This is a genomic window from Halovenus amylolytica, from assembly GCA_004015825.1.
GTDB lineage: Archaea > Halobacteriota > Halobacteria > Halobacteriales > Haloarculaceae > Halovenus > Halovenus amylolytica.
Genome location: SAYS01000015.1, coordinates 43491 through 67313 on the forward strand (window position 1 = coordinate 43491; position 23823 = coordinate 67313).

32 protein-coding genes and 1 tRNA gene are annotated in these 23823 nt (G+C 61.1%); 15 read left to right on the forward strand and 18 right to left on the reverse strand.

Annotation, left to right across the window (positions count from 1 at the left end; all coding sequences use genetic code 11):
• Window positions 1-22 precede the first annotated feature (22 nt).
• Complete coding sequence (proS, locus tag EOW68_RS12235) at window positions 23-1480, forward strand: proline--tRNA ligase (protein WP_128225453.1); 1458 nt, start codon at window positions 23-25, stop codon at window positions 1478-1480.
• Window positions 1481-1537: 57 nt separating this feature from the next.
• Window positions 1538-1960, forward strand: coding sequence for a TRAM domain-containing protein (locus EOW68_RS12240; RefSeq protein ID WP_128225454.1), 423 nt, complete (start codon window positions 1538-1540; stop codon window positions 1958-1960).
• A gap of 66 nt (window positions 1961-2026) precedes the next feature.
• Here EOW68_RS12240 and EOW68_RS18735 read toward each other — a convergent pair whose 3' ends face one another.
• Window positions 2027-2191 (reverse strand): hypothetical protein, encoded by a 165-nt coding sequence (locus EOW68_RS18735; RefSeq protein ID WP_431358904.1) that lies wholly within the window; start codon window positions 2189-2191, stop codon window positions 2027-2029.
• A 31-nt stretch (window positions 2192-2222) separates the two neighbouring features.
• On the opposite strand from EOW68_RS18735, the gene EOW68_RS12245 reads away from it, so the two are divergent.
• The 5 genes from EOW68_RS12245 to argS all read left to right on the forward strand — a co-directional run bounded on the left by EOW68_RS12245 (window position 2223) and on the right by argS (window position 6347).
• Complete coding sequence (locus tag EOW68_RS12245) at window positions 2223-2696, forward strand: NUDIX hydrolase (RefSeq protein WP_128225455.1); 474 nt, start codon at window positions 2223-2225, stop codon at window positions 2694-2696.
• Window positions 2697-3021: 325 nt separating this feature from the next.
• Window positions 3022-3270 (forward strand): hypothetical protein, encoded by a 249-nt coding sequence (locus EOW68_RS12250; protein WP_128225456.1) that lies wholly within the window; start codon window positions 3022-3024, stop codon window positions 3268-3270.
• 107 nt (window positions 3271-3377) lie between these two features.
• A complete protein-coding gene (locus EOW68_RS12255) occupies window positions 3378-3800 on the forward strand; it encodes a hypothetical protein (RefSeq protein WP_128225457.1) in 423 nt (140 codons plus the stop codon).
• A gap of 187 nt (window positions 3801-3987) precedes the next feature.
• Complete coding sequence (locus EOW68_RS12260) at window positions 3988-4539, forward strand: HTH domain-containing protein (RefSeq protein WP_128225458.1); 552 nt, start codon at window positions 3988-3990, stop codon at window positions 4537-4539.
• A 41-nt stretch (window positions 4540-4580) separates the two neighbouring features.
• Window positions 4581-6347 carry an arginine--tRNA ligase gene (argS, locus tag EOW68_RS12265; protein WP_128225459.1) on the forward strand — a complete coding sequence of 589 codons (1767 nt, stop codon included), beginning with the start codon at window positions 4581-4583 and terminating at the stop codon, window positions 6345-6347.
• A gap of 24 nt (window positions 6348-6371) precedes the next feature.
• Here the strand turns inward: argS and EOW68_RS12270 are convergent, their stop codons facing one another.
• A complete protein-coding gene (locus EOW68_RS12270; protein ID WP_128225460.1) occupies window positions 6372-7193 on the reverse strand; it encodes a MinD/ParA family ATP-binding protein in 822 nt (273 codons plus the stop codon).
• 165 nt (window positions 7194-7358) lie between these two features.
• Here EOW68_RS12270 and prf1 point away from each other — a divergent pair, with 165 nt between their 5' ends.
• Both prf1 and EOW68_RS12280 read left to right on the forward strand, forming a co-directional pair.
• Entirely contained in the window at window positions 7359-8606 is a 1248-nt protein-coding gene (prf1, locus tag EOW68_RS12275) for a peptide chain release factor aRF-1 (RefSeq protein WP_128225461.1), read from the forward strand.
• Between the two features lies 1 nt (window position 8607).
• Window positions 8608-8874, forward strand: a complete 267-nt coding sequence (locus EOW68_RS12280) for a DUF7967 family protein (protein WP_128225462.1) — start codon at window positions 8608-8610, stop codon at window positions 8872-8874.
• A gap of 280 nt (window positions 8875-9154) precedes the next feature.
• On the opposite strand, the gene EOW68_RS12285 is transcribed toward EOW68_RS12280, so the two are convergent.
• Complete coding sequence (locus EOW68_RS12285) at window positions 9155-9457, reverse strand: DUF5789 family protein (RefSeq protein ID WP_128225463.1); 303 nt, start codon at window positions 9455-9457, stop codon at window positions 9155-9157.
• A 103-nt stretch (window positions 9458-9560) separates the two neighbouring features.
• A complete protein-coding gene (locus EOW68_RS12290) occupies window positions 9561-10217 on the reverse strand; it encodes a helix-turn-helix domain-containing protein (protein ID WP_128225464.1) in 657 nt (218 codons plus the stop codon).
• Window positions 10218-10369: 152 nt separating this feature from the next.
• Here EOW68_RS12290 and EOW68_RS12295 point away from each other — a divergent pair, with 152 nt between their 5' ends.
• The 3 genes from EOW68_RS12295 to EOW68_RS18740 all read left to right on the forward strand — a co-directional run bounded on the left by EOW68_RS12295 (window position 10370) and on the right by EOW68_RS18740 (window position 11588).
• On the forward strand, window positions 10370-11011 hold the full coding sequence (locus tag EOW68_RS12295; protein ID WP_128225465.1) for a helix-turn-helix domain-containing protein: 642 nt from the start codon (window positions 10370-10372) through the stop codon (window positions 11009-11011).
• Window positions 11012-11079: 68 nt separating this feature from the next.
• A complete protein-coding gene (locus EOW68_RS12300) occupies window positions 11080-11421 on the forward strand; it encodes a HalOD1 output domain-containing protein (RefSeq protein ID WP_128225466.1) in 342 nt (113 codons plus the stop codon).
• Window positions 11418-11588 carry a hypothetical protein gene (locus EOW68_RS18740; RefSeq protein WP_431358905.1) on the forward strand — a complete coding sequence of 57 codons (171 nt, stop codon included), beginning with the start codon at window positions 11418-11420 and terminating at the stop codon, window positions 11586-11588. The genes EOW68_RS12300 and EOW68_RS18740 overlap by 4 nt, the downstream gene beginning before the upstream one ends.
• A 15-nt stretch (window positions 11589-11603) precedes the next feature.
• Here the strand turns inward: EOW68_RS18740 and ligA are convergent, their stop codons facing one another.
• A complete protein-coding gene (gene ligA / locus EOW68_RS12305; protein ID WP_128225467.1) occupies window positions 11604-13691 on the reverse strand; it encodes an NAD-dependent DNA ligase LigA in 2088 nt (695 codons plus the stop codon).
• Window positions 13692-13817: 126 nt separating this feature from the next.
• On the opposite strand from ligA, the gene EOW68_RS12310 reads away from it, so the two are divergent.
• Window positions 13818-14765, forward strand: coding sequence for an ABC transporter substrate-binding protein (locus tag EOW68_RS12310; RefSeq protein ID WP_128225468.1), 948 nt, complete (start codon window positions 13818-13820; stop codon window positions 14763-14765).
• 30 nt (window positions 14766-14795) lie between these two features.
• Here the strand turns inward: EOW68_RS12310 and EOW68_RS18745 are convergent, their stop codons facing one another.
• The 10 genes from EOW68_RS18745 to EOW68_RS12350 form a co-directional block, all read right to left on the reverse strand.
• Window positions 14796-14927: a hypothetical protein gene (locus EOW68_RS18745; RefSeq protein WP_431358906.1), complete on the reverse strand. Its 132-nt coding sequence runs from the start codon at window positions 14925-14927 to the stop codon at window positions 14796-14798.
• Between the two features lie 143 nt (window positions 14928-15070).
• Window positions 15071-15826, reverse strand: coding sequence for an SDR family NAD(P)-dependent oxidoreductase (locus EOW68_RS12315; protein ID WP_128225469.1), 756 nt, complete (start codon window positions 15824-15826; stop codon window positions 15071-15073).
• Window positions 15827-16158: 332 nt separating this feature from the next.
• A tRNA-Lys gene (locus EOW68_RS12320) sits at window positions 16159-16232 on the reverse strand.
• A gap of 215 nt (window positions 16233-16447) precedes the next feature.
• Entirely contained in the window at window positions 16448-17128 is a 681-nt protein-coding gene (locus tag EOW68_RS12325) for a DUF7119 family protein (RefSeq protein WP_128225470.1), read from the reverse strand.
• 81 nt (window positions 17129-17209) lie between these two features.
• Window positions 17210-17335, reverse strand: a complete 126-nt coding sequence (locus EOW68_RS18750; RefSeq protein WP_431358907.1) for a DUF8595 family protein — start codon at window positions 17333-17335, stop codon at window positions 17210-17212.
• 380 nt (window positions 17336-17715) lie between these two features.
• Complete coding sequence (locus EOW68_RS12330; RefSeq protein WP_128225471.1) at window positions 17716-18270, reverse strand: GTP-dependent dephospho-CoA kinase family protein; 555 nt, start codon at window positions 18268-18270, stop codon at window positions 17716-17718.
• 1 nt (window position 18271) lies between these two features.
• Entirely contained in the window at window positions 18272-18469 is a 198-nt protein-coding gene (spt4, locus tag EOW68_RS12335; RefSeq protein WP_128225472.1) for a transcription elongation factor subunit Spt4, read from the reverse strand.
• Complete coding sequence (locus tag EOW68_RS12340) at window positions 18469-19050, reverse strand: DNA-directed RNA polymerase (RefSeq protein WP_128225473.1); 582 nt, start codon at window positions 19048-19050, stop codon at window positions 18469-18471. The genes spt4 and EOW68_RS12340 overlap by 1 nt, the downstream gene beginning before the upstream one ends.
• A 19-nt stretch (window positions 19051-19069) precedes the next feature.
• Window positions 19070-19447, reverse strand: a complete 378-nt coding sequence (locus tag EOW68_RS12345) for a type II toxin-antitoxin system VapC family toxin (RefSeq protein ID WP_431358908.1) — start codon at window positions 19445-19447, stop codon at window positions 19070-19072.
• Window positions 19444-20676 (reverse strand): translation initiation factor IF-2 subunit gamma, encoded by a 1233-nt coding sequence (locus EOW68_RS12350; protein WP_128225474.1) that lies wholly within the window; start codon window positions 20674-20676, stop codon window positions 19444-19446. The genes EOW68_RS12345 and EOW68_RS12350 overlap by 4 nt, the downstream gene beginning before the upstream one ends.
• Window positions 20677-20838: 162 nt before the next feature.
• On the opposite strand from EOW68_RS12350, the gene EOW68_RS18755 reads away from it, so the two are divergent.
• The gene (locus tag EOW68_RS18755; RefSeq protein WP_431358909.1) at window positions 20839-20994 is read left to right on the forward strand and encodes a DUF7563 family protein; all 156 of its coding nucleotides are present in this window, start codon (window positions 20839-20841) and stop codon (window positions 20992-20994) included.
• 84 nt (window positions 20995-21078) lie between these two features.
• Window positions 21079-22101 (forward strand): ArsA family ATPase, encoded by a 1023-nt coding sequence (locus EOW68_RS12355; protein WP_128225475.1) that lies wholly within the window; start codon window positions 21079-21081, stop codon window positions 22099-22101.
• An 11-nt stretch (window positions 22102-22112) separates the two neighbouring features.
• Here EOW68_RS12355 and EOW68_RS12360 read toward each other — a convergent pair whose 3' ends face one another.
• The 3 genes from EOW68_RS12360 to EOW68_RS12370 all read right to left on the reverse strand — a co-directional run bounded on the left by EOW68_RS12360 (window position 22113) and on the right by EOW68_RS12370 (window position 23792).
• Complete coding sequence (locus EOW68_RS12360; RefSeq protein WP_128225476.1) at window positions 22113-22601, reverse strand: PIN domain-containing protein; 489 nt, start codon at window positions 22599-22601, stop codon at window positions 22113-22115.
• On the reverse strand, window positions 22601-22807 hold the full coding sequence (locus EOW68_RS12365; protein ID WP_431358910.1) for a UPF0175 family protein: 207 nt from the start codon (window positions 22805-22807) through the stop codon (window positions 22601-22603). The genes EOW68_RS12360 and EOW68_RS12365 overlap by 1 nt, the downstream gene beginning before the upstream one ends.
• Before the next feature lie 160 nt (window positions 22808-22967).
• Complete coding sequence (locus EOW68_RS12370; protein WP_128225478.1) at window positions 22968-23792, reverse strand: SDR family oxidoreductase; 825 nt, start codon at window positions 23790-23792, stop codon at window positions 22968-22970.
• Window positions 23793-23823: the final 31 nt, after the last annotated feature.

Here is a 23823-nt window from a genome sequence, read left to right on the forward strand (position 1 = left end):
CTCCCCGGCAGACAGTACGCGTATGAGCGACGACGACCAGGAACTCGGCATCACCGAGTCCAAAGAACACAGTACCGGGGAGTGGTACGCGGAAGTGGTTCAGAAGGCGAAACTCGCCGACTACGCGCCGATGGGTGGGTTCATCGTCACGCGCCCGCGCGGGTACGCTATCTGGGAGCGCATCCAGTCCTATCTCGACGGCTGGTTCAAGCAGACGGGCGTCCAGAACAGCTACTTCCCACTCTTTATCCCCGAGAGCTATCTCGAACGCGAGAAAGATATCGTCGAGGGGTTCGACCCCGAAGTTGCGTGGGTGACCCACGGCGGCTACGACGAACTCGAAGAGCGACTCGCGGTCCGGCCGACCAGCGAGTCGATCATCGCCCCCTTCATGGCCCAGTGGATCCGCTCGCACCGGGATCTTCCGCTGCGCTTGAACCAGTGGTGTTCGGTCGTTCGGTGGGAGGCGACGGAGACGAAACCGTTCTTCCGAACCAAGGAGTTCCTCTGGCAGGAAGGCCACACGGCCCACGCGGACCAGGACGAGGCCTGGGACGAGACCATGACGCGACTCGATCAGTACAAGCGTGTCTACGAGGACGTGCTCGCAATCCCGCCGCTGGTCGGTCGCAAGCCCGAACACGACAAGTTCCCCGGCGCGCACACGACGACGACCGTCGAGGCACTGATGCCCGACGGCAAGAGTGTCCAGGGTGGGACGTCGCACTATCTCGGCACCTCCTTCGCGGAGGCGTTCGACATCACCTACGCCGACGAGAACGAAGCGGAGCAGACGGCACACACCACCTCCTGGGGGCTATCGTGGCGAGCGATCGGCGCGCTGATCATGACCCACAGCGACGACCAGGGGCTGGTCCTGCCGCCGACGCTCGCCCCGGAACAGGTCGTCGTCGTCCCGATCTGGCAGGAGGACACCCAGGAGGAAGTGGTATCCTACGCCGAGGAAATCACCGAGGCCCTCGACGAGGCGGGCGTTCGCGTCCACCTCGACGACCGGGAGAACCGCAATCCCGGCTTCAAGTACAACGAGTGGGAACTCAAGGGTGTCCCGCTGCGGATCGAGATCGGTCCCAACGAGGTCGAGGAGGCGTCGGCGACGCTCGTCCACCGACCCGACGGCGAATCCGAGACCATCGACGGCGAAGGAATCGCATCGACCGTCGAGGACCATCTCGACACCGTCTTCGCGAAGCTGTACGCGAGTGCCGAGGAGACCCTCGATGGGGCGACCCGCGAGGCCGAGAGCCGCGAGGAGATTCTCGGGACGCTCGGCCAGCACGGCGGCTACGTCAAGTGTGGCTGGTGCGGTGACGAGGAGTGCGAGGAACCGATCAAGGAGGCCATCGCCGCCGAGATCGCGATGGTACCGCTGGATCGCGACGAGGTGCCGGTCCACGACGAGTGTGCTATCTGTGGTGAGAACGCCGAGGAGACGGCCTACTTCGCGAAGACGTACTGACCGAGAGCGCTGACCCCGGGATTATATATTCGTACCCCTCCTGATTGCACACGCTATATGGTCGAGATTCCCGACTCTTTGCAGAGTCTGTTCACTGCTACTGTCGAAGAGGACGATGACCGATATTATATCGAAGTACCGGAATCAGAGGTCGAACACGACGTGGCCACACCCGGCGGCACCTACCGGATCGCTGTGCTCCCACACGGCGGCAACTCCCCGGACACCGAGCAATCCTCCGCGCAATCGGAGGAGTCGTACACGGACCAGGGGTTACCCGAACCGCCGGTCGACGAGGGGGAGGTTCGGACCGTCTCGATCGAATCTGTCGGCGATCAGGGGGATGGCATCGCCAAAGTCGAACGCGGCTACGTCGTGATCGTCCCCGGCGCGACGCCCGGCGACGAGCCGACCATCGAGATCGAACAGGTCAAAGAGAACGTCGCCTTCGCTCGACTCGTCGACGAGCCACCGACGTAGCTGGGCCACCGACGCTCGACTTTTGCGGTCCAGCCGACGCCCGGAGTGCGAGCGGTTTATCTGCTCTCACAGCTCGTTTTCGATGACGTCGCCCCACTTTTCGTCGCTCCGATCTTCGTAGTACTGGTGGACGCCCTCCCTCGCGAGTGGAGAGGCGAGTGCAACGGCGGCGCAGTCCCGGTTCGTTGCCCACCGCTCGACAAACTCCAGTAGCCTGGCACCGAGACACAATGTACAAGCAACCGCTGGCCAACAGGGCGGTATGGAGACGACTCGCCATTTCGTCGCGACGGTCTACGTCGTCAACGACGGTGCTGTCGTATTGCACGAACACGAGAAACTCGATATGTGGCTCCCGCCGGGCGGGCACATCGATCGTGACGAACTCCCACACGAGGCCGCAACGCGGGAAACACGCGAGGAGATCGGCCTCGGCGTGGAGCTGGTCGCACCTCGTGGCGATCTCGATTCGACCACTGCTACCTCGATCCCGAAACCCCAGCATTTCCTGCTCGAAGATATCAACGTCTGCGACGGCGAGATCGGTCACCAGCACATCGATTTCGTCTACTACGGCCACGCGACGACTCGTGATATCGAGCCAGCACCCGGAGAAGCGCCTGCCGACGCCTGGGAGTGGTTCACCGCGGCGGAGTTAGAGGAGAACGCGGAACTGCTCGCTGACGACGTGCAGGAAGCCGGCAAACGCGCGATCGAGGCTGTCGAGATGCGCTAGTAGTGCTTGTCTTTTCGACCGAGGTTCGAAACAGCACGAAAGCCCCGAGATGAGTAACCGGGAACAGCACTACGAACAGCAAGAAAGCCCCCGGTCGCTCGATGGCTGCGACTCGCTGCGGTCCTCACTACGTTGCGGTCCTTGCGTCGTCTCGCTCATCGAGCGACCGGCCCCTTTCAGCCCCGCCCGCCTGGAAATCCACAGTGGGTGGGACTGATAGTGTTTGTTGCGAGTCTTTACCGCCGTCGTGTAACAAGACATCGGTTACATGGCGTGAAACACCGATATTTGTAACGTGGTCACGAAAATTACCGCAACAAACACTATGAAAGGGGCGAGGCTCGGTGGCGGCTCCGCCGCCACGAATGCGGAGGACGGCGCAGCCGTCCTCCAGTCGACGAACCCCGGCGTCCGCGGCTCTGCCGCGGGCTCGGGAGAGCAACGCTCTCCCGGCGACGCAAGCACCTACTGGAGCGCAGCGAGCCGCGGGAGTCGACAACCTCGGGGCTTTCTTGCTGTTCATAGCAACATTTTCGACACTATTCTGGTCTATCCGGGCTTTCTTGCTGTCTAGAGTCGTTCCTCTATGTCCAGATTCTCGATCAGTCCTATCCAGTACGCTACTCGTACGAGAACCTGACCTCGAAAATTAGTTGAATCTCCCGGCCCGTAGGAGATGTAATGGCCGAATTCAATCTCCACGTACGACTCGATGCGACAGTAACCGAGGACGTAATTCCGATCCTGGAACCGTACGCCGAGGACAACGAAGAGGTAGAAATAGCGGAGACCGAGGCGATCGAACCGGTCCCCGATCCGGACGTAATCACCCCTTCAGAGTTTCTCGAAATCGACTGTGTCGAGAAGTTCGCCGAGATCTACGTCGATCTGAAAGGCCACGAGGCGGTCGCGGAACTCTCGCTGTGGGGTCCGACTGCCGACCGCTTTGCGCTACCGGTCGCCCACTACGCTCTCCAGCAGATTGCCGATCCGAAACTGTACGAGTTTCACGCCCTGGATGGGCAGACGACACTGGTTATCGCCGAGAGCCAGACCGAACTCAACCAACTCCGCCAGGAGGTGCCAGCCACTGCACAGAACTGACGAACTGTGGCGACTCCTTACGTGTGACAATTCTCTCCACTTTCGTTGCCACCGATAACTGCGAATGTCCATATATTTCAATAAAAAGAAAACACACGTACTTATTTTAGGCTAGATACTGGCAACACTTACCAATACTCCCCCACTTTTGATCATTCGTTTCATGTAATACTTACGGATGACCGCGATGAATCAAGAGGCCGACGATGGGGATGTTGCCGAGGAGCCGAAGACCGTTGCAGGGAATGAGACAGCCAACCAGCCCGCGGATACCACCAAGCGCGACCAGTACGCCGACACGGAGTTCACACTCTACCTCCGGCCCGCTTCGTCGAGCGCACTCGAACGCTGCCAGCGACGGATTCAGCGCCGGTTCGCAGACCTCGACGACGTGTGGGACGGGGACTCTCCACCGGTCGAGCGGTGGTACAAACGGGTCAGTGAACCGACAGAGAACCCGGGCGAACGGCAAGTTGTCGAGCTGTTCGACGAGTTCCAGCAGGTCATCGGCGAGGCCGGTGGGCGTCTCACGCCGTTTTTCGACGAACGCGAGCAGGATTCGCTGCTCGGATTTTCGACACCCGAACGGACGATCGTCTTTCCAGTCGCCTGTCTGACGGTCCGGGAAGACGACCGCCTCGTCGGACTCTACCCCTGCTGGCTCGACGGCGAACATTACAGCGTCGGCGACTGTCTGGACCGACTCGAAGACGGCGAGTCAGTCAGAAATCTGGCGTAACGGAACGTTATTCATATACATCCCGCCGGAATAGCGGAGGTATGTTCCTCGCGATGCGCGCGGCGGTCGAGGAGACACTCGCCGCGACACTCGACCGGCTCGGCTACCCGACTGACGATCTCGGCATCGAGCAGCCACCCGACGACATCGATGCCGTCCTCGCTTCGAGCGCTGCCTTTCGACTCGCTGGCGAGGCCGGCGCACCGCCACCGAAGGTCGCCGCCGAGATCGCAGACGCCTTCGACGCAGCGGACTGCCAGTACATCGACCGCGTCGACACGCAGGGTCCCTACCTGAATTTCTGGCCCAGCGAGCAGTACTTCGAACACGTCCTCGAAACCGGTCAGGACGACGACTACGGGGCACTCCCAGACCGCGAGACGAGCGTCGTCGTCGAACACACCAGCGCCAACCCGACGGGGCCGGTCCACGTCGGCCGTGCGCGCAACCCGATCATCGGCGATGCGGTCGCGAACCTGCTCGACTATGCCGGCTACGACGTCGAACGCCACTACTACGTCAACGACGCCGGTCGACAGATCGCCACGTTCACCTGGGCGTACGAGACCTTCGACGAATCAGAGCTGCCCGAACCCGAGAGAGAATCGCCCGAGTACGAGATGGTCCGGTACTACCGGAAGGCGAACACCTACCTCGAAGACGAAGCCGACGAGGCCGAGATCGAGGCAGCCGAGGCCGAGATCCAGTCGATCATGCAGGGGCTGGAAGCCGGCGACGAAGCGGCCTACGAACGGGTCAGCGAGGTCGTCGATACAGTGCTCGACGGGATGTACGCGACGCTCAAACGCCTCCCCGCGACGTTCGACGAGTTCGTCAAGGAGACGCGGTTCATGCGCGACGGCTCGACCGACGACGTGATCGAGCGGCTGAAAGAGACGGAGTACGCGGTCTACGACGAGGATGCCTGGCAGCTGGATCTGCCCGACATCGACAAGAATCTCGTCTTCGTCCGTGGCGACGGGACGTCGCTGTACACCACCCGGGATCTCGCCCACCACGAGTGGAAATTCGACAACTTCGACGAGGCTGTCACCGTCCTCGGCGAGGATCACGAACTCCAGGCCCGACAGCTGAAGTCGGCACTGGAGATTCTCGGCAACGACACGGACCGCCTCCAGACCGTGCACTACTCCTGGGTCACACTGCCCGAAGGCGGGATGAGTACCCGGGAGGGGACCGGTGTCGATCTCGACGATCTGCTCGACGAGGCGATCGCACGCGCTCGCGAGGAGGTTGAAGACCGACTCGACGACCGGATCCGCGACGACGATCTCACCGAGGACGATATCGACCGGATCGCCCACCAGGTCGGCATCGGCGCGGTGCGGTACGACATCGTCTCGAAACAGCCGACGAAGGGGATCACCTTCGAGTGGGAGCGCGCCCTCGATTTCGAGGCCCAGAGTGCGCCCTACGTCCAGTACGTCCACGCCCGCGCATCAGGGATTCTCGCGGAGGCGACCGACGGCGAGGGGATCAACGCCGATCAGGCCGTGACCGAACTCGACAGCAGGGCACTCGACACGCCGTCGGAGCGGGAACTGCTCCGCCAGATCGCCCGGTTCCCGGCCGTTATCGAGACTGCCGCAGACGACCTCCATCCCCACGCCGTTGCGACCTACACCCGGGAGTTCGCCGAGGCGTTCAACGCATTCTACCGGGAGTGCCCAGTGCTCGACGCGCCGGCAGACAAACAGGGTGCACGGCTGGCACTCGTCGTCGCAGCACGACAGACGATCGGGAACGCGCTCGACGTGCTCGGGATCGAAGCGCCGGACTCGATGTAATCCGAGCGAACGTTTGACGCAGAACTAGCTGAACAGGCCACCGAAGACACCGCTTCCTTCGTCTTCTGGCTCCTCTGTCTCCGCTTCGTCGTCATCGTCGTCGATAAACCACTCTTCGTCGAAGACGCGGTCGACCTCCTCGCTCGATGCGCCGTCGAAAAAGACCGGTTCGAGTGCCCTGGTCAGCTCTCGGTAGGCGTCCGTCGCGGTGCTGTCGGGGCTGTTGAGTACCATCGGCTCCGCCTCGGTCGCCTGGAGATCGACCGGGATCACACCCAGGAGTGGCATCTCGAACTTCTCGGCGATATCCGAGACGTCCGTGTCCCGGGTGACGCGTGTGATGAGCGTCCCGATGACCATCCCGTCGACACGGTCGGCGAGGTCTGCCGTCTTGATCGTGTCGTTGACCGCGACGTCGTCCGGCGTCGTCACGAGCAAGACCCCGTCTGCGAGCCCCAGCGGGACGGTGGTCTCGTGGCTCAGTCCCGCGCCCGTGTCGACGAGAACGACGTCGAAGGTATTTTTGAGTGTCTTGATCACTTTCCGGAGTTTTGCCGGGTCGGCCTCGGCGAAGGCTTCGAGACTCTGCTCGCCCGGAATGACCGTCATCCCACCCTGTGCCTCGGTGAGTGCTTCACTGACCGAGGAGCTGCCCGCCAGAATCTCGTGAATGCTCACGTCGTGTTCGACCTGGAGCATATCACCGAGATTCGCCATCCCGAGATCTGCGTCGACGACGACCGTCTCGTAGCCGTTCTCCTCGAGAACCGCCGCGATGTTGATCGCTGTCGTCGTCTTGCCAACCCCGCCCTTGCCGCCCGCGATGGTGCAGACGTATCCGGCCATGTTTGAATACGTAACATCAATAGTCGGGGTGATATAAACCCATCCGTCTTTTTTCAGATATTTCACGGGTCCGCCCCTCCTGTACGGGGCAGCAGGGGCCTGCCAGGCAGTTCCCGCCAAAATCAGGTCAACAGTTACTTACCCGCGACTGGACAACTAGTGGTAATGAGCGAGTCCGAGGCCGAGCAGACGGACAAACAAAAATACGAGTTCCAGAAGGTGATCGAGGAGCTCGAAGACTACCGTGGTTCCGGGACGCAACTGGTCACAATCTACATTCCACCCGACAAGCAGATCAGCGACGTCGTCGCACACGTCACCCAGGAACACTCAGAAGCTAGTAACATCAAATCGAAGGACACCCGAACGAACGTCCAGGACGCCCTGAAAAGTATCAAAGATCGGCTGAAATACTACGAGGTTTACCCACCGGACAACGGGATGGTCATCTTCTCCGGCGCCATCGATTCCGGCGGTGGCCGTACCGAGATGATCACACGCGTCCTCGAAAGCCCCCCACAGCCGATCCAGTCCTTCCGGTATCACTGCGATTCGGAGTTTCTGACCCAGCCACTCGCGGATATGCTCACCGACAAGGGTCTTTTCGGCCTGATCGTGCTGGACCGCCGCGAGGCCAACGTCGGCTGGCTGAAAGGCAAACGCGTCGAGGCCGTCAAATCCGCCAGTTCGCTGGTGCCGGGCAAACAGCGGAAAGGTGGCCAGTCCGCCCAGCGATTCGCCCGCCTGCGGCTGGAAGCGATCGACAACTTCTACCAGGAGGTCGCCGGGATGGCGAACGATCTCTTCGTCGAGAAACGCCACGACATGAACGGCATTCTCGTCGGCGGTCCCTCACCGACGAAAGACGAATTCCTCGACGGTGACTACCTGCACCACGAACTCGGCGATATGGTCCTCGGGAAGTTCGACGTGGCCTACACCGACGAATCCGGGCTGCACGACCTCGTCGACGCTGCCGAGGAGGTACTCGCAGAACACGAGGTCCTCCAGGACAAGCAGGTCATGGAGGAGTTCTTCGAGGAACTCCACGACGGCGAACGCGCGACCTACGGGTTCGGCCCGACACGCGAGAACCTGATGATGGGTGCGGTCGATCAGTTGCTCATCAGCGAGGATCTCCGGAAGGACGTCGTCGCCTACGAGTGTCCGAACGGTCACGACGAGTACGAGTTCCTCGACCCCAACGAGGAGACACCGGAACACACCTGTTCACGGTGTGGCGAGACCGTCGAGGCGGGTGAACGCGAAGACGCGATCGACCACCTGATCGAACTGGCCAACCAGCGCGGCTCCGAGACGGTCTTTATCTCGACTGACTTCGAGAAAGGCGATCAGCTACTGACCGCCTTCGGTGGCGTCGCCGGCCTCCTGCGGTACTCGACCGGTGTCTAAGATGGCCGAAACAGAACAGGTCTGGCTCGTCGAACGCAATTACGGCCAGGACGAGGATCTGGTGACACTCGTCTACGCGACACCTGATGGCTCACTCGCCCTGAAAAAACAGCTCTCGCACAACATGCTGTACGGCAAGACGATCACTGCTGCACGCGAGCAATCGCGGGACGATCTCGATCAGGTACGCGACGCAGAGACACGGACGCGCTACGCCGAGGAAGCCGCCCGGATGGCCGAGAACCACGACCCAGAGGACACCGTCTGATCGAACTGGCGCAGTTGCTGATCGATCAGGAGATAGTTTTTGTTGGTGGATTTAAACAACATGTTGTGCCAAGCCACGAATCTTTCAGCCAGCGACCGCTACTATCGGATGGCTTCCAGTCAGTAACCGTGTCATCCCCGGTCTGGAAGTCAGCCCTGCCAGCCGACGGGACAACCCTCTCCTCGTTGTCCCATTCGTTTCGGATCACTGTGGCTCTGGGCACTTCGCTCTCACGATGGCCGAAAAATACCGGATCTGGTTGTCTTCTGTGTCGCCTCGGTCAGATGGACATGTCGGCTTCGTCTTTTGGCTCCGAATCGCTCGGGCTGTTACCACCGCGGTCGTCGTAGAACTTGCGTCCGATGTACTCGTCACCGACGTTGCCGATGATCGTCGAAAACAGTTCCTCGGCCGACTTGTACGTCTCCTGACCGACGTCGCCGATGATCTCGGAAACCATCTCGGTCTCGTCGGCGTCCGGGGCTTCGAGTTCGGTCGAACCGATCTCTGCGAGGACCGACTCCTGATCTACCGGGTACGTGAGCTCTTCTTCGAGGAACGTCTGTAGTTCGTTGAGTTTCATGGCTGGTGTTTCCTTCGACACTGCTGGCGGCGTGTCTGGACCGGCTACAGTTGTTATACGGTGGTGAGGCGTGTGGTTGTTTTCCATGGTACACGAGGGCTGGCTACTCCATCGATTCGGCCGATACGAGTGTGTGTGTCACGAGCGCGACGATCGCACGGCGGAGTCGTTCGGTGACTGCCTGGTCGGAAATCCCGAGTTTGTCCGCCAGCTCCTGTGTCGTACAGCCTCTGGGGATGTCGTAGTAGCCGCTCTCGACGGCGAGTCTGATCGCTTCTCGCTGGGGGTCGCTGAGGCCGTACCACGGTCCTGCATCTGGCTTTGTGGGATTATATACCCGGGTCGCCTCCACCGAGACCGCCTCACTCTGACAGTGTGTGGTAAAGTCACTCAGGGACTCGTGGTCGGGAAATCGGAGTTCGAACTGCCAGGTGTCCGGTCGTCCGACGGCACTCAGAAGCTGTCCATCGTACTCCTCGATCCCGCGGAAGACGTGGTCCCGATTCGCGTCCCAGTCGAGTGTGAACAGCGTCCGATCCTCGAAGACGTCGACCTCCGAGGTGTTGTTGACCGCCGGATGCTGCTGGACACTCTCGACGAAGGTGTCCCGTGTCGCGTTGTGGATCCAGAACAGCGGCACGGTCGCCTCACCGATGGGGACGAGGCTTTCGAGTTCGATCGAGGACATCCCCTCGACATGGAGGATCCGCCCCAGTTCGAACTCACCGGATGCAACCTGAAACTCCGCAATGACGCTCATCGCTCTTGCTTTCAGATTGAGCACAATCGTATAAAATAGGATAGCATGGTGTACCATGCTTGGCTGCAGCCGGGCTGGTCAGCTGTCGATTCGTCGGCGGAGCCTGGTAGACGACCCGTCCAGATTTTTGTCCTCGGACCCGACTAGCTGGTATGGCGACTGTGATGGAGTTTACGAGCCCGGTCGAGGAGTTTCCACTGGGGAGTATCTTCGAGAACCTTCCGGAGGTTCGGGTGGAACTGGAGCGACTCGTTCCACAGGACGAGTTCGTCATCCCGTACTTCTGGGTCCGTGGGGTCGAGGCAGACGATATCGAGGCTGCATTTCAGGACCACGTTGGTGTCGTAAACCTCGAACTCATCGACAGCATCGAGTCGGAGTATCTCATGCGCGCCGAGTGGAACCCGGCGTATTTCGGCATCCTGCGCGCCCTCGCCGAGGAAGACATCGCAATTCTCTCCGGCGTGGGGACGAACCGGGGGTGGCATTTCGAAGTACGGGGTGAAACCCGCGAGGATATCAGCGATTTCCGGAGCAACTGCCAGGCCAAGGATATCTCGATCGATATCACGGCCGTTCACGCACTCCTCCCGGTACAGGGAGAGGGCTACGAACTGACGGACGCCCAGCGCGAGGCACTCGTCACGGCCTACGAGTGTGGCTACTTCGATTCACCACGCCGGTGTTCGCTCGCAGACGTCGCCGACGAGATCGGGATCACACAGCAGTCACTCTCCTCCCGACTCAGACGCGGCCATAACAAACTCATCGCTGCGACGCTCGTCGACCAGTAGAACTTAAATACCTCTTGTATAATCAGTGCCGTCACTCTCCCGTATCAGACAGTTAAATCACACAATAGATGCCAGCTACACTTGCAACTACCGAGCTAGATTTGCGGACCAGCGATATCGAATCGAAGGCGTACCAGGCACGGTTCGACCAGGACGTAACCACGCCCAGCATGGCAGTCGTCGCGGGACTGGCAGAGCTGACGGGGACCGAGCCCGACGAACTGACGCCACTCCAGCTGAGTGTCGATACAGGTGCACTCGACCGACTCGTTGGTGGTACCAGAACTGGGGAACAGTCGGTTACGTTTCGGGTCGAGACATATACTGTCACTGTCCGTAGCGACGGATTCCTCTCCATTACTCAATCGCCACAGGACCCCAGACCGCGACCGGAGGGACAAGAGCGATGACCGACGTCGAAGCACCGACTTCCGCAGACGAGTTACATACGGATCTCCAGGCGCTGATTCGACAGGCCCACTCCAACGGCGTCGACGTCCAGGGTGGCTGGGAGTGTCGCAACGGCACGGAGTATCCGGACTGGGATATCGTCGTCACCGAAGTCGAAAAACCGTAACTACCACAGCGCCGTTCAGGGATATTCGATGCCATTCTCGGCGAGCAACTCACTGAACTCCTCTTCGGAGAGAATCGGAACATCCTCCGCGTCGGCGTCGTCCTGTTTCGTCTGTCCGGGATTCGAGCCAGCGACGAGATAATCTGTGTTCCCCGAGACGCTGCTGGTCGCCGAGCCGCCGTGGCGTTCGACCAGTTCCTGTGCCTCGCCTCGTGTCATCTCCTCCAGTGCACCGGTGAAGACGAACGTCTTCCCTTCGAGGGTATCATCCTGTTCGACCTCGACCTCCTGCGGATCGACGTGTTCCAGCAGCCGATCGATCGCCTCGCTGGTGCGCTCGTTTTCGAAAAAGTCCCGGATCGATGCTGCCACCTTCGGGCCGATATCCGGCACCTGCTTGAGTTCGTCTTCGCTCGCGGTCCGGATCGTTTCGAAACGCCCGAAGGCACGGGCCAGCTCGCGGGCGGTCGTCTTCCCGACCTCGGGGATTCCCAGTGCAGTGAGAAAGTCCGCCAGTTCGGGCTCTTTCGTCCGCTCGATCTCGGCGATCAGATTCTGGGCGCTCTGCTGGCCCCACCCCTCCAGCCCGGTCAGATCCCAGATCGCGAGTTCGTACAGATCCGCCGGCTCCTCGACGATCCCGGCGTCGACGAGCTGTTCGACCCGTTCGCCGCCCAGCCCCTCGATATCGAGTGCCTCGCGGCTGCCGTAGTACTCGACGGCCTGCTCGCGCTGTGCCGGACAGCCGAGTCCGGCCGGACAGTAGGCCAGTGGTCCGTCGCGTTCGATCTCGGCTCCGCACTCGGGGCAGTGTTCGGGAAAGTCGAAATGACCCTCGCTCTCTGCCTCGATCACCTCGCTTACATCCGGGATCACGTCGCCGGCCCGCTTGATCCGGACGCTGTCACCGATATCGACGCCGAGTCGTTCGATCTCGTCGGGATTGTGCAGGTTCGCCCGGGAGACGGTGACGCCCCCGACTTCGACTGGATCGAGCAGGGCGACCGGCGTCAGGCGTCCGGTTCGCCCGACCTGGACGACGATGTCGCGGATCGTGGTCTCGCCGCTGCGGGCTGGGAACTTGTAGGCGAAGGCGTAGCGTGGCGCACGTGATGTCGAACCCAGTTGCTCGCAGGCGTCCCTGTCGTCGAGGGTGATGACCGTGCCGTCGATCTCGTAGTCGAGTTCCTCGCGTTCCGCGAGCATCTGATCGCGGTACTCGATCGCGCCCTCGATGTCGTCGACGAGTTCCGTCTGGTCGGTGACGCGGAGTCCCCACTCGGGGAACTGCTCGTATTTCTGGCTATTTCGCTCGAAGGAATCTGTGGATTCGAGCACCGAGAAGAAGTAGACTGCGAGTGGCCGCTCGGCGACGACCGAGGGGTCGAGCTGTCGGAGCGTTCCGGCGGCAGCGTTGCGGGGGTTCGCGAAGGGTTCCTCGTCCCGTTCGATGCGCTCGCGGTTGTACTCCTGGAACTGCTCGCGGGGCATGAACACTTCACCGCGAACGGCCAGGAAGTCGGGATACTCTCCACGGAGTTTCAGTGGTACTGTGGGAATCGTTCGGACCTGTTCGGTCACGTCGTCGCCGCGCTGGCCGTCGCCACGGGTTGCCGCCCGCTGGTAGATGCCGTCCTCGTAAACGATTTCCACGGAGAGCCCGTCGAATTTCGGCTCACAGAAGTACTGGATCTCGCCGTCCCAGTCGGTGCCAGCCAGATCCTTTCGGACGCGCTCGTCGAACTCCCTGACATCCTCGGCCTCACCACTTTGATCGAGCGAGCGCATCACTGCGACGTGTTCGACGGTGTCCAGTTTGTCGAGTGGCTCACCGCCGACACGCTGGGTGGGGCTGTCCTCGGTCGGAAGACCGAACGCGTCCTCCAGCGCTTCGAGTCGGGAAAACAGCGCGTCGTAGGTTCTGTCGTCGATGACCGGATCGGCCTCGACGTAGTAGCGGTGATCGTGGTGTCGGATCGCCTCGCGGAGCAGTTCAGCCTGCTCGCGCGCCTGCTGTTCGTCGAGTTGCTCCGTGGGTTCGAACTCGGTGTCGGGATCGTGGATGTAGGGGTTGTCCGCGACGTCTTCTTCGGCAATCTCCATTGGGTGAGGTTACGTATCGAGTCCTAAAAGATCCGGCGAGATGGTGACCGGCCTGATCTATCACATCTGTCCGATACCACAGCGTGATACCGGCCGATTATAACCCTCGCGCCCAAACAGCGCTCTATGTCAGCTCTCGAACTCGCACTCGACTGGACACCGAACACCAACCATACCGGGATCTACGTCGCCGAGGCGGAGGGGTACTACGACGAGGTGGATCTGGACGTCCGGATCCGCTCGCCTGCCGAGGACGACTACGAGCAGACACCCGCAAAGCGGGCTGCGACGGGCGAGTCGACGGTCGCAATCGCACCCTCCGAGAGTGCGATCAGCTATCATACGCATCCCGACTACGACTCACTGACGGCGATCGCTGCGGTCTGCCAGCAGGACACCAGCGCGATCGTCGCGCTCGGTGACAGCGAGATCGACCGGCCGGCAGATCTCGACGGCAAGACCTACGCCTCCTACGACGCACGGTTCGAGGACCACATCGTCGAACAGCTGGTCAGATCGGACGGTGGCGAGGGAGATATCGAGATTACGACGCCGCCGAAGCTGGGGATCTGGAACACGCTGCTCGACGGCGACGCCGACGCGACGTGGGTGTTCATGCCCTGGGAGGGCGTCATGGCCGAACGCGATGGAATCGATCTCACGCCGTTCTATCTCGACGACTACGGCGTGCCCTACGGCTACACGCCACTCATGCTCGCCAGTCCGGACACGATCGAGGAGCAAGCCGACGACCTCGCGCGCTTTCTCGACGCGACGGGCCGGGGCTACGAGTTCGCAGCAGCCAATCCGGAGAAAGCCGCCCGGATTCTCGGGGAGACGGCGGCGGGGCCGGAGTCACTCGACGATACGGACTTCTTGATCGAGAGCCAGCATCGACTCGCGGACAACTATCTGACAGCTGAAGACGAGTGGGGACGAATGGCAGAAAACCGCTGGGTGGAGTTCGTCGAGTGGCTGGCCGACGAGGATATCCTGACCACCATCGAGGGTGATCACATCCCCGCCGACCAGATCGATGTGGCTGACCTCTACACGAACGAACTGCTCGAATGAGGGTATGGCAGGCTACGTGGCGCTTCCGTCTTACTCCTCGTCGTCACCCCCGTCGGTCACCAGTTCTGTTTCCGTCTCGCTCTCTTCGTTCAGAAACTCCGGCTGCTCGATCTCTTCTGTGTGTTCTGTCTCCTCGTCACGAGGTGTGAAACCATGGCACATGGTTCGTCGTGTTGTTGGTCTGTAACGTATTGAATGTGTCGCCGGATAGGATACTCTGTTTTAATATCACTGTGTCATAGAACGCTTCGCAGCTCTGGCTATCCAACTCTGTCAAGAGGTGCCAGCAGTCAGGACAGTCGTTTCTACTGGCTAACAAATCCGCCATCGGCTACCAGAGTTTCGCCGGTAACGAACGAGGCGTCGTCTGAACAAAGCCATACCGCGGCATCACCGATCTCCTCGGGGCGACCCAGTCGGCCAAGCGGTGTCGCAGCGATGGACTGTTCGACGTTCTCGTTGTCTTCGGACGCTCGATCCACCATCGGTGTATCGATGACGCCGGGAGCGATCGCGTTGACTCGCACACCCGCCTCGCTGTATTCCAGCGCTGCCGTCTTCGTCAGTCCGAGAACTCCATGTTTGCTGGCGACGTACGGACTCAGTTCTGGAAATCCGACTTTGCCGGCGATCGAGGAGGTGTTGACGATCGATCCACCGCCATCCTCGAGCATGACCGGGATCTCTGCTTTCATCGCTTGGAAGACGCCTTTCAGGTTGATATCGATGACCTGGTCCCAGTTCTCCATCGGGTGGTCGCCTGTTGGGTCGCTCGCACCTTCGATCCCGGCGTTGTTGAACGCAAAGTCCAATCCGCCGTAGGTTTCGACCGCAGTGTCGACCATCGCCTGTACGTCTTCCCAGTCGCTGACATCGGTCTCGACGAAGGTTGCTTCTCCTCCGCTCTCCTCGATCTCTTCGACTGTCGCGTTCCCCTCTTCGGTATTGATATCAGCGACGACGACGCTCGCACCCTCCTGGGCGAACCTGAGCGCTGCTGCATCGCCGATTCCTGTACTCGCTCCTGTGACGACCGCGACGCTGTCTGTGATGCCGTTCATGATATTCACGTCCGAGTGTCGGACGACCGGACGTGCGGCCAGAGGGAATATATAACTATGAGATTGTTCCGATTTAGTGATAACTGTCGGATTTATAAAAATCCCGACGGGCGTACCGGGGCTGGACTCCGATAGGCTCGTGCCGTGGTTCAACGCCCTCACGCCGACGTTCGATATCGCTCGCTATCGCTCGCGGATATCTGACGGGCCGGGAGGGAGTTGAACCGAGTGGAGACGTGCTCGCTCACTTCGTTCGCTGTGCGCGACTCCCCGGGTTCAACTCCTTCCTGCCGGTTCATTCGACCGCTCGCTACGCTCACGGTCTCATTGCACGGGCCGGGAGGGAGTTGAACCCCCGACCATCTGGTTAAAAGCCAGACGCTCTCCCTAACTGAGCTACCGGCCCGCAACCATGGGTTGGGAAGTGGAGGGCTAAGTACTTACGAATTCGTTGTCTGGTAATATTCCGGTCGAGACACCGTGATTGAGACCAGCAAGAAACAAAGTGCCTCATAGTGATTACTGCGAGTCTTTACCACCAGTTTCCGATAGAACCGGTCTATTAGAGCCGAAAAATCTTTGTTTCCGCTTCCGTACTGAAAATCACCGCAATAATCACTATCAGTCCCAGTCCTTCCGAAACTGTGCGAGGAGTGCTTCGGTCGCGATCTCGCCCGGATCGACATCCTCGATGGAGGCTCGCCGGCGCAACTCACCGTAGACAGCCTGATCGAGTGTGAGCGAAATCTCACCGAGTGTGATCTCGCGGGACCTGAGTGCACGGCTGATGTCGGTCCCCTCGTTGATATCGCTGGCTATCGAGCGCACCTCCCTGACTGTCAGACCGTGGTCGAGCGTGACCCAGGCCAGATGGAGCCGTGCGGTCCCCGAGACACGCGCGATGTGTTTCGCTGCCGTCGGCGCGATCTCGCCCCGGGCGACGTGTCGCCGGATCGACTGGGGCAGGTCGTGGACTCGTGACCACTTGCGGATAAACGACACCGTGACGCCGGTCCCCGCCCGCTCTGCAGCGGCCTTGTAGGAGCCTTCGCCACGGACGAGCGCTGCGCACGCGGCCGCGCCACGGAGCATAAAGACGTTGTCGTCTGCACCGGCTGTGTTCGCTGCGAAGGCCGTCACCGTCTCTGCCGCGAGTTCGAGACTCTCCGGATCCTCCGGATCGAACTGCACTGCCTCCTCTCGGTCCTGCCCGGTTACCGACGGATCGCCACGGATCACGGGCTCACCGACCGGCGACTCTCGTCCCGTTTTGAAGATATCTCGGGAACCGTCGTTTGTCATTAGTTCAGTACACGTGGTCGGCTACTAAAAACGTCCCGCGTCCGTGCATCGGAGTGGGCAACCGGCAAAACAGCGTCCGCACTACGAGTCACGCTCTTCGGACATGTGCTCCCAGATCTCTGTACACCCACAGCCGTCCTCGACATCCGAGAGATGCTCTCTAATATCCTCTTCTTCCTCTTCGTTTTGTTCGGGAGTCGCTGTCATATTTGAAATCACTCCGGCGCGTTCAGTCGCTCACAGACCAAACGACCATCACTCTCTACCCCAGATATTATCTACTCCCTCTTAACGACGTCTACAGGCGTAAAGGCTACCAATACTCCCTAATACCAGCAACAGCATCCGGTATCTTCGACACGCCCGTATGGGGGCAGTTTTCGCTTAATCCGAGGATTACTGGCCCCCAAGCTGGGAGACGCCGTAGTCCACTGGTGTGGCTACTGTCATTCCGGCTGGTGTCGTACTCGTCGCAGAAACGGGATAGAGATGTATTTCAACGGCGTGATTGTCCGTCACGTGATCGTTCCGGCAGAACTGGATAAACGGGCAAATATCTCCCGTATCGCGGTACAATTATATTCGCATCACGCCGTCGGTTCGACACCAAGTAGCTCCCAGAGCCGGTCGGTGTCACCGTCCATCCGGGAGAGAATATCGCGGACCCGCTCCTGCCGTTTCTCGTCGACGGTGGCGTGGACCATCCCCTCGCCCGGCTGTCCGTAGACGACGCTCGCACCCTGTGGTGCGACGAGGACTGCCGGCAGCGTCGCCAGATCCTCCTCGCCGTCGACCTCGATCAGTGTCGTCTCCTCGTCGTCGATCGCTGTCCGGATCGCAGAGAGAAGTTCCGCAGAGAGCGTCGCTGGCGGGTTCGAGAGTTCCTGTATCCGATCGAAACCGTCGAAGGCCGACAGCCGACGCGCGATCCCGTCGCTGACTGCCGAACGCTCGGTTCGTTCGTCGACCAGCGCGACGGCTGGTGTCCGGCCTGCCTCGATCACGTGGTCGGTGACGACGTCCCCGACGGTAATCAGTGGCTGGCCTGTCTCCGCGAGAAGTTCGGTCGCATCCGTATAGATCGGTCCGAGCGGTGCTTTCAGCTCCGATCGAAGCGACTCCTGGAGTTCGACGACAGTCACACTATCTAACTTTCAGCGCGTACGTTCCCGGCTCTGTCACTTCCATCTCTTCGGCGATCTGGCTCTCCTCGGGGTGGGAGATGACGACGTAGCCGGCCCAGTCCTCCGTCAGCGAGGTCGAGCCACAGGCGATACAGGCCTCGATCTCCTCGCTTTCCTGGATCCGGTGACAGTCACGGCAGACGAGTCTGTCAGCCATCAGCTTTCACCGGCTTCCGCCTGCTGTGCCTGGCGTTTCTCCCGCTCTTCTTTCAGCCAGCCGTGTTTGCCCAGCCCGACCTGTTTGGCCGTCAGGCCGATCTTCGAATCCCGGGGGTTGCGCTCGTCGATGCTTTTCGTGACGATCCGCGCCCGCACCGCGTCACCGACGCCAATGGTCCGGTTGGTGTCCCGCGAGGCCAGTTGCTGGTTCTCCTCGTCGTAGGCCAGATACTCGTCGGAGATCTGGGAGACGTGGAGCAGCCCGTCGACCGGACCGATGCCGACGAAGGCACCGAAGTTGACGACCTCGACGATCTCGCCGTCGACGACCTCCTGCATCTGTGGATCGAAGGTGAGCGCGTCGAACTCGGCCTCGTAGTAGACGCCCGGCTCGTTCGGCACGACTGCACCCTCGCCGATGTCGTCGACCTCGATGACGGAGACGACGGAGCCGACGTCCTCGTCGACCCGGCCTTCGAGTTTGTCCTGGAGAAGTTTCTTGACGAGATCCGGCGTCACTTCCGCCAGATGCTCCGGTGGTACCTCGACTGTGTCGCGTAGTGTTACCCGTTTGTACATGTATGCTAACCCCGATAGATTATGATTGAGTGATAGCTAGTTTGGACCGCCCGCGTAAACTAATTACCGATACGCCCGCGTCGAGCACGCGCTGTTTCAGCGGTCCGTCGTTCGTGACCACGTGTGTTGCGTCCTCGTGTTCCGCAAGTTCGACGACCGCGTCGTCGGCGTACGCCGCCTCTGTTGCCCGACTCTCACACCGCTCGGCCAGGTCGAGCCCGACACTTGCCGCTTTCCCCTCTTTCCCCGCGCCCTCTGCGAGTTTTTCGAGTTCTTCGACGACCGCCTCGGGCACGACGAGCGTCGGCGCGTCGAGCAGTCGGTCGAGTTCGTCGAACAGTCGCACGTTGCTTTCGACGGGCATCATGAGTGCGTTCGTATCGACGACGACGCTCACTGGAGGATTCCGTAGCCGATCAGCCGCCAGCGCGCGCCGACACGGCGGTTGATCGCGATCTTGACGCCTTCCCTGGCGCAGACCGGCCGTTTGAGCTGGACCTCACACTCGCCGCTTCGAGCGCTGGTGACCGAGCCGACGGTCGTCGCGGTTCCGATCGTGAGCATGAGCGGCTCGCCCGTCGAAATCTCCTCGACGTCCTCCTTGCCCTCCTCGTTGCCGACGATCCGGTCGAGGAGATTCACCTTCATCGTGAAGGAGTCGTGGACCGGCGGCAGCGTCCCCGGTGGCCCTGCGACCTGCCCGGCGAGTGCGTCGCCTTTGGTGACTGCGGGATCGAGACCAGTTCCGACCCCGAGCAGTCCGCCCGGCGTCGCGGTCTCGACGTCTTCGCCGCCGGCCTGGAGCGATCGGACGGTGGTTTCGAGTGGCTCCCACTGGCTTTTGCCACCCTCCTCGACCTCGCGTCCCGGCCGGAGTTCGATCTCGTCGCCGGCGGATAGCTGTCCCTGCGAGAGCGAGCCGCCGAGCACGCCACCGACGAGTGAATCCCAGGTCGTCCCCGGGCGGTTGATGTCGAAACTGCGTGCGACGAGCAGTTCCGCGTCCGCGTCCGGATCGCGGTCGGGCGTCGGAATCTCTTCTTCGACCGCCTGCATCAGGAGATCCATGTTGACCCCCTGCTGGGCGCTGATCGGGACGATCGGTGCGTCTTCCGCGACAGTTCCGGCGACGAACTCTTTGATCTGGTCGTAACTCTCCTCCGCGCGCTCGCGGTCGACGAGATCGATCTTGTTCTGTGCGATGACGATGTTCTCGATGCCGATGATATCCAGCGCCATCAGGTGTTCTTCGGTCTGTGCCTGTGGCACGTCCTCGGTCGCCGAGATGACGAGCACAGCGCCGTCCATCAGGGATGCGCCCGACAGCATCGTCGCCATCAGTGTCTCGTGGCCCGGCGCATCCACGAACGAGACTGTCCGCAACACGTCGCTTTCCGATCCGTCGGGACACTCCTCCTCGACGGTGTACCGGTCCGGCTTTTCGAGGTCCGGACACTCTCTGAACGTCGCGTCAGCGTAGCCAAGCCGGATGGAGATCCCGCGTTTCATCTCCTCCGAATGCTGGTCTGTCCACTCACCACTCAACGCCTGGACCAGCGTTGTCTTTCCGTGATCGACGTGACCGACGAGTCCGATGTTTACCTCCGGTCGCTTGTTCGATGTCATCTCGGGAGTAATCTCGATGAATTTTGGCTCTCTGCGGGTGATAAAGCTACTGTTTCAGGCCTGTCAGACCACTGGTCAAGCAGGAGTCGGCGTCGCTATCCCGTCTGTGACCTTCCTCCACCGGCGGAACGTTTAAGAGTCGAGGGACAGGTGTATACAAGAATGCCAAGCTGCCAGAACTGTGAGTCGTTCGTAACGGAGCAGTACGTGCGGGTATTTACACCGGAACAGTTCGACAGGCCTCGCGTGTGTCCGAACTGCGAGGACAAGCTCAGGGAAGGGGCGGAGATTCGCAAGGCGCGCTCGACGCGCAGCTGATACTGGCGGCTGTTTCTGTCGTGAGAACGCGCCCGAGGATCGTAATCCGATGGCTACACAACGGTCCGGTTGCTACCGCCGAGTATGGATATCGATGTCGAACCGGTCGACGAGGTCGCAGTCGACGACGAGATCGTCCCGACTGGGATCGACGCCGCCGAGTACGTCCTCTACGGCGGGAAAGGCGGTGTCGGCAAGACGACGATGGCCGCAGCGACGGCGCTTGCGAGCGCCCGCGACGGCACGGCGACACTCGTCGTCTCGACCGACCCGGCTCACTCGCTTTCCGATACGCTCGAAACCGAGATTCTGGACGAGCCGGCACAGATCCGCGAGGAGATCCCCCTTTTCGCTGCGGAGATCGACCCCGACGAGGCCTTCGAGGATGGACCGTTCGGCGGCGACGCCAACCCGCTGGCGGGCATGCTCGGCGGCGACACCAATCCGCTCGGTGGCTCGATGCCCGGCTCCGACGAGGCGGCCGCGATCCGACTCCTGCTGGAATATCTCGACGATCCACGGTTCGACCGCGTCGTCGTCGACACCGCGCCGACCGGCCACACGCTCCGCCTGCTCGAACTGCCCGAGATGCTCGATTCGATGATCGGCAAGATGCTCACGCTCAAGGAACGCATGGGCGGGATGATGGAGGGGCTCGGCGGGATGTTCGGCGACGAAAAAGAGCAGGAAGAGGGTATCGACAGCCTCCGGGAGTTCTCCGACCGCATCGAGCGACTCCGGGAGCTACTTCGCGATCCAGCGCGGACCGATTTCCGGGTCGTGATGGTCCCCGAGGAGTTGAGCGTCCTCGAATCCGAGCGACTGCTCGACCGCCTCGACGCGTTCGGCATTCCCGTCGGCACGGTCGTCGTCAACCGCGTCATGCAGAACCCGACCGAGATCGTCGACGTCGACCCCGAGCTGTTCGTCTCGCCGAATCACACCGACTGCGAGTTCTGTGCCCGCCGCTGGGACGTCCAGCAACAGGCACTCGCTCGTTCGCAGGATATCTTCCGTGGTCACCAGGTTCGCCGCGTCCCGCTGTTCGCCGAGGAGGTACGCGGTGAACGACTGCTTCGCGTCGTGGCTGCGTGTCTCGCCGACTGACGGCCGTTCTGTCACGCTCCGAGTTCGTCGAGTTTCTTCTGGACCTGTGTGTACACCTTCGGGTGGCGGTTCATTCCCTCGTCGACGAGGTCGTACAGTACTGTCTTTGCTTCCTCTGGCGAGACGATCCCGTCCTTGGTGCATTTCAGTAATACGGTCGTACCCCACCAGCACTCGACACCGTGTGTTCGGGCGACCTCGACGAGTGCCTTGTCGTTTGCGAGCAGCACTGTTTCGGTCTCGTCGGCGAGCAAAACCACCGAGGCGTCTGTCACTCCGACCCCTTCCAGTTCCGCTACCGCTTCGCTTCTCGGGGGTGTCCCGTCGATCTGGACATCTTCGAGAAACGTCTTGAGCGCTGCAGTTCCGGGCTTGCCCTCGGTGAGGACCTCTTCCCGGACCGCTTCCGTTGTCCGTCTCTCGTCCCAGACCGCGTCGATCAGATCGAGTCGACCGACCCACGATAGCGGAATCAGCGCGGATGAATCGACGACTGCCATCAGATACGCTCCAGATCACGTTCGAGGTCGTCGGTCGTGTATCCGATATCGACTCCTGCTTCGGCGGCGAGCGTGAGCATTTCCACGTAGGACACGTCTGCAATTTCCGCTGCTTTTCGAAGTGTTACGCTGTGCGCTTCGAGTGCTTCGAGTGCCCGCTCTTTGCGCCACTGTGCTAACCCTTCTCGGATGAGACGCCGGAGCACCTCTGACCGATCTGCACCGAGATCGTCCTCGAACCCCGCGAGGATCTCTTCGTCACTCTCCGGTATTCGAGTCGTAACTGTCTTGATCGTTACATTCCGGTACGTTACGATACGCTATAGCTGTAACGGGCTGCCCCACAGGTCGCCGTGTCACTGCTGGTCAGAACAGTCTGCGGACGATCCCGAAGATCCCGTCACGCACTCTGTCGGGCAGGAATCGAGAGTAGACAGAGAACTTCGCGAACCCCCCGACGGGGTAGCGTGTGTTCGGATCGGACAGCGAGGCTGCGTCGTGGACGACCGTCGCGACCTGTTCGGGTGTGATCGCGAAGGGCATCGAACCCGAGGCTATCGTCGCGTCCTCGACGGCATCGTACACCCAGGCGTACTCGCGGGTCCGCTCCAGTTCCGAGACCTCCTCCTCGGCTCGGTCGGTAAACTCCGTCTCGACCGGGCCCGGCTGGACGACGACAACGTCGATGCCGAGATCCTGTACTTCGGCCCGCAGTGCATCACTCATCGCCTCCAGTGCGAACTTCGAGCCGGCGTAGGGGCCCGCACCCGGTGCCGACAGCATCCCCTGGACGCTGGAGATGTTGATGATCGTGCCGTCTTCCTGTGCGCGCATCATCGGCAATACGGCACTAGCGAGTCTGTGTGGACCGTAGACGTTCACGTCGAACTGCTTCCGAAGTCGTGAAATCGGGACGTCTTCGAGCGGGCCGTACTGTGCGAAACCGGCGTTGTTGACCAGACAGTCGAGCCGTTCGGTTTCCTCGCGGATTCTGTCGACGACGTGGTCGATATCCTCCGCGCTGGTCACGTCCAGTTCCTCGGTCCGACAGCCCGAGGCTGCGAGATCTGCGATATCTTCCTCGTCGCGCGCGGTCGCGTAGACTTCCCATTCTTCGTCGAGAAACGCTCGTGCACTCGCCCGGCCGATCCCCGACGAACAGCCCGTGATGAGCACCGTCTTGTTCGGCATGCTCGGGTTGACGGACCGCTGGGTGTTAATT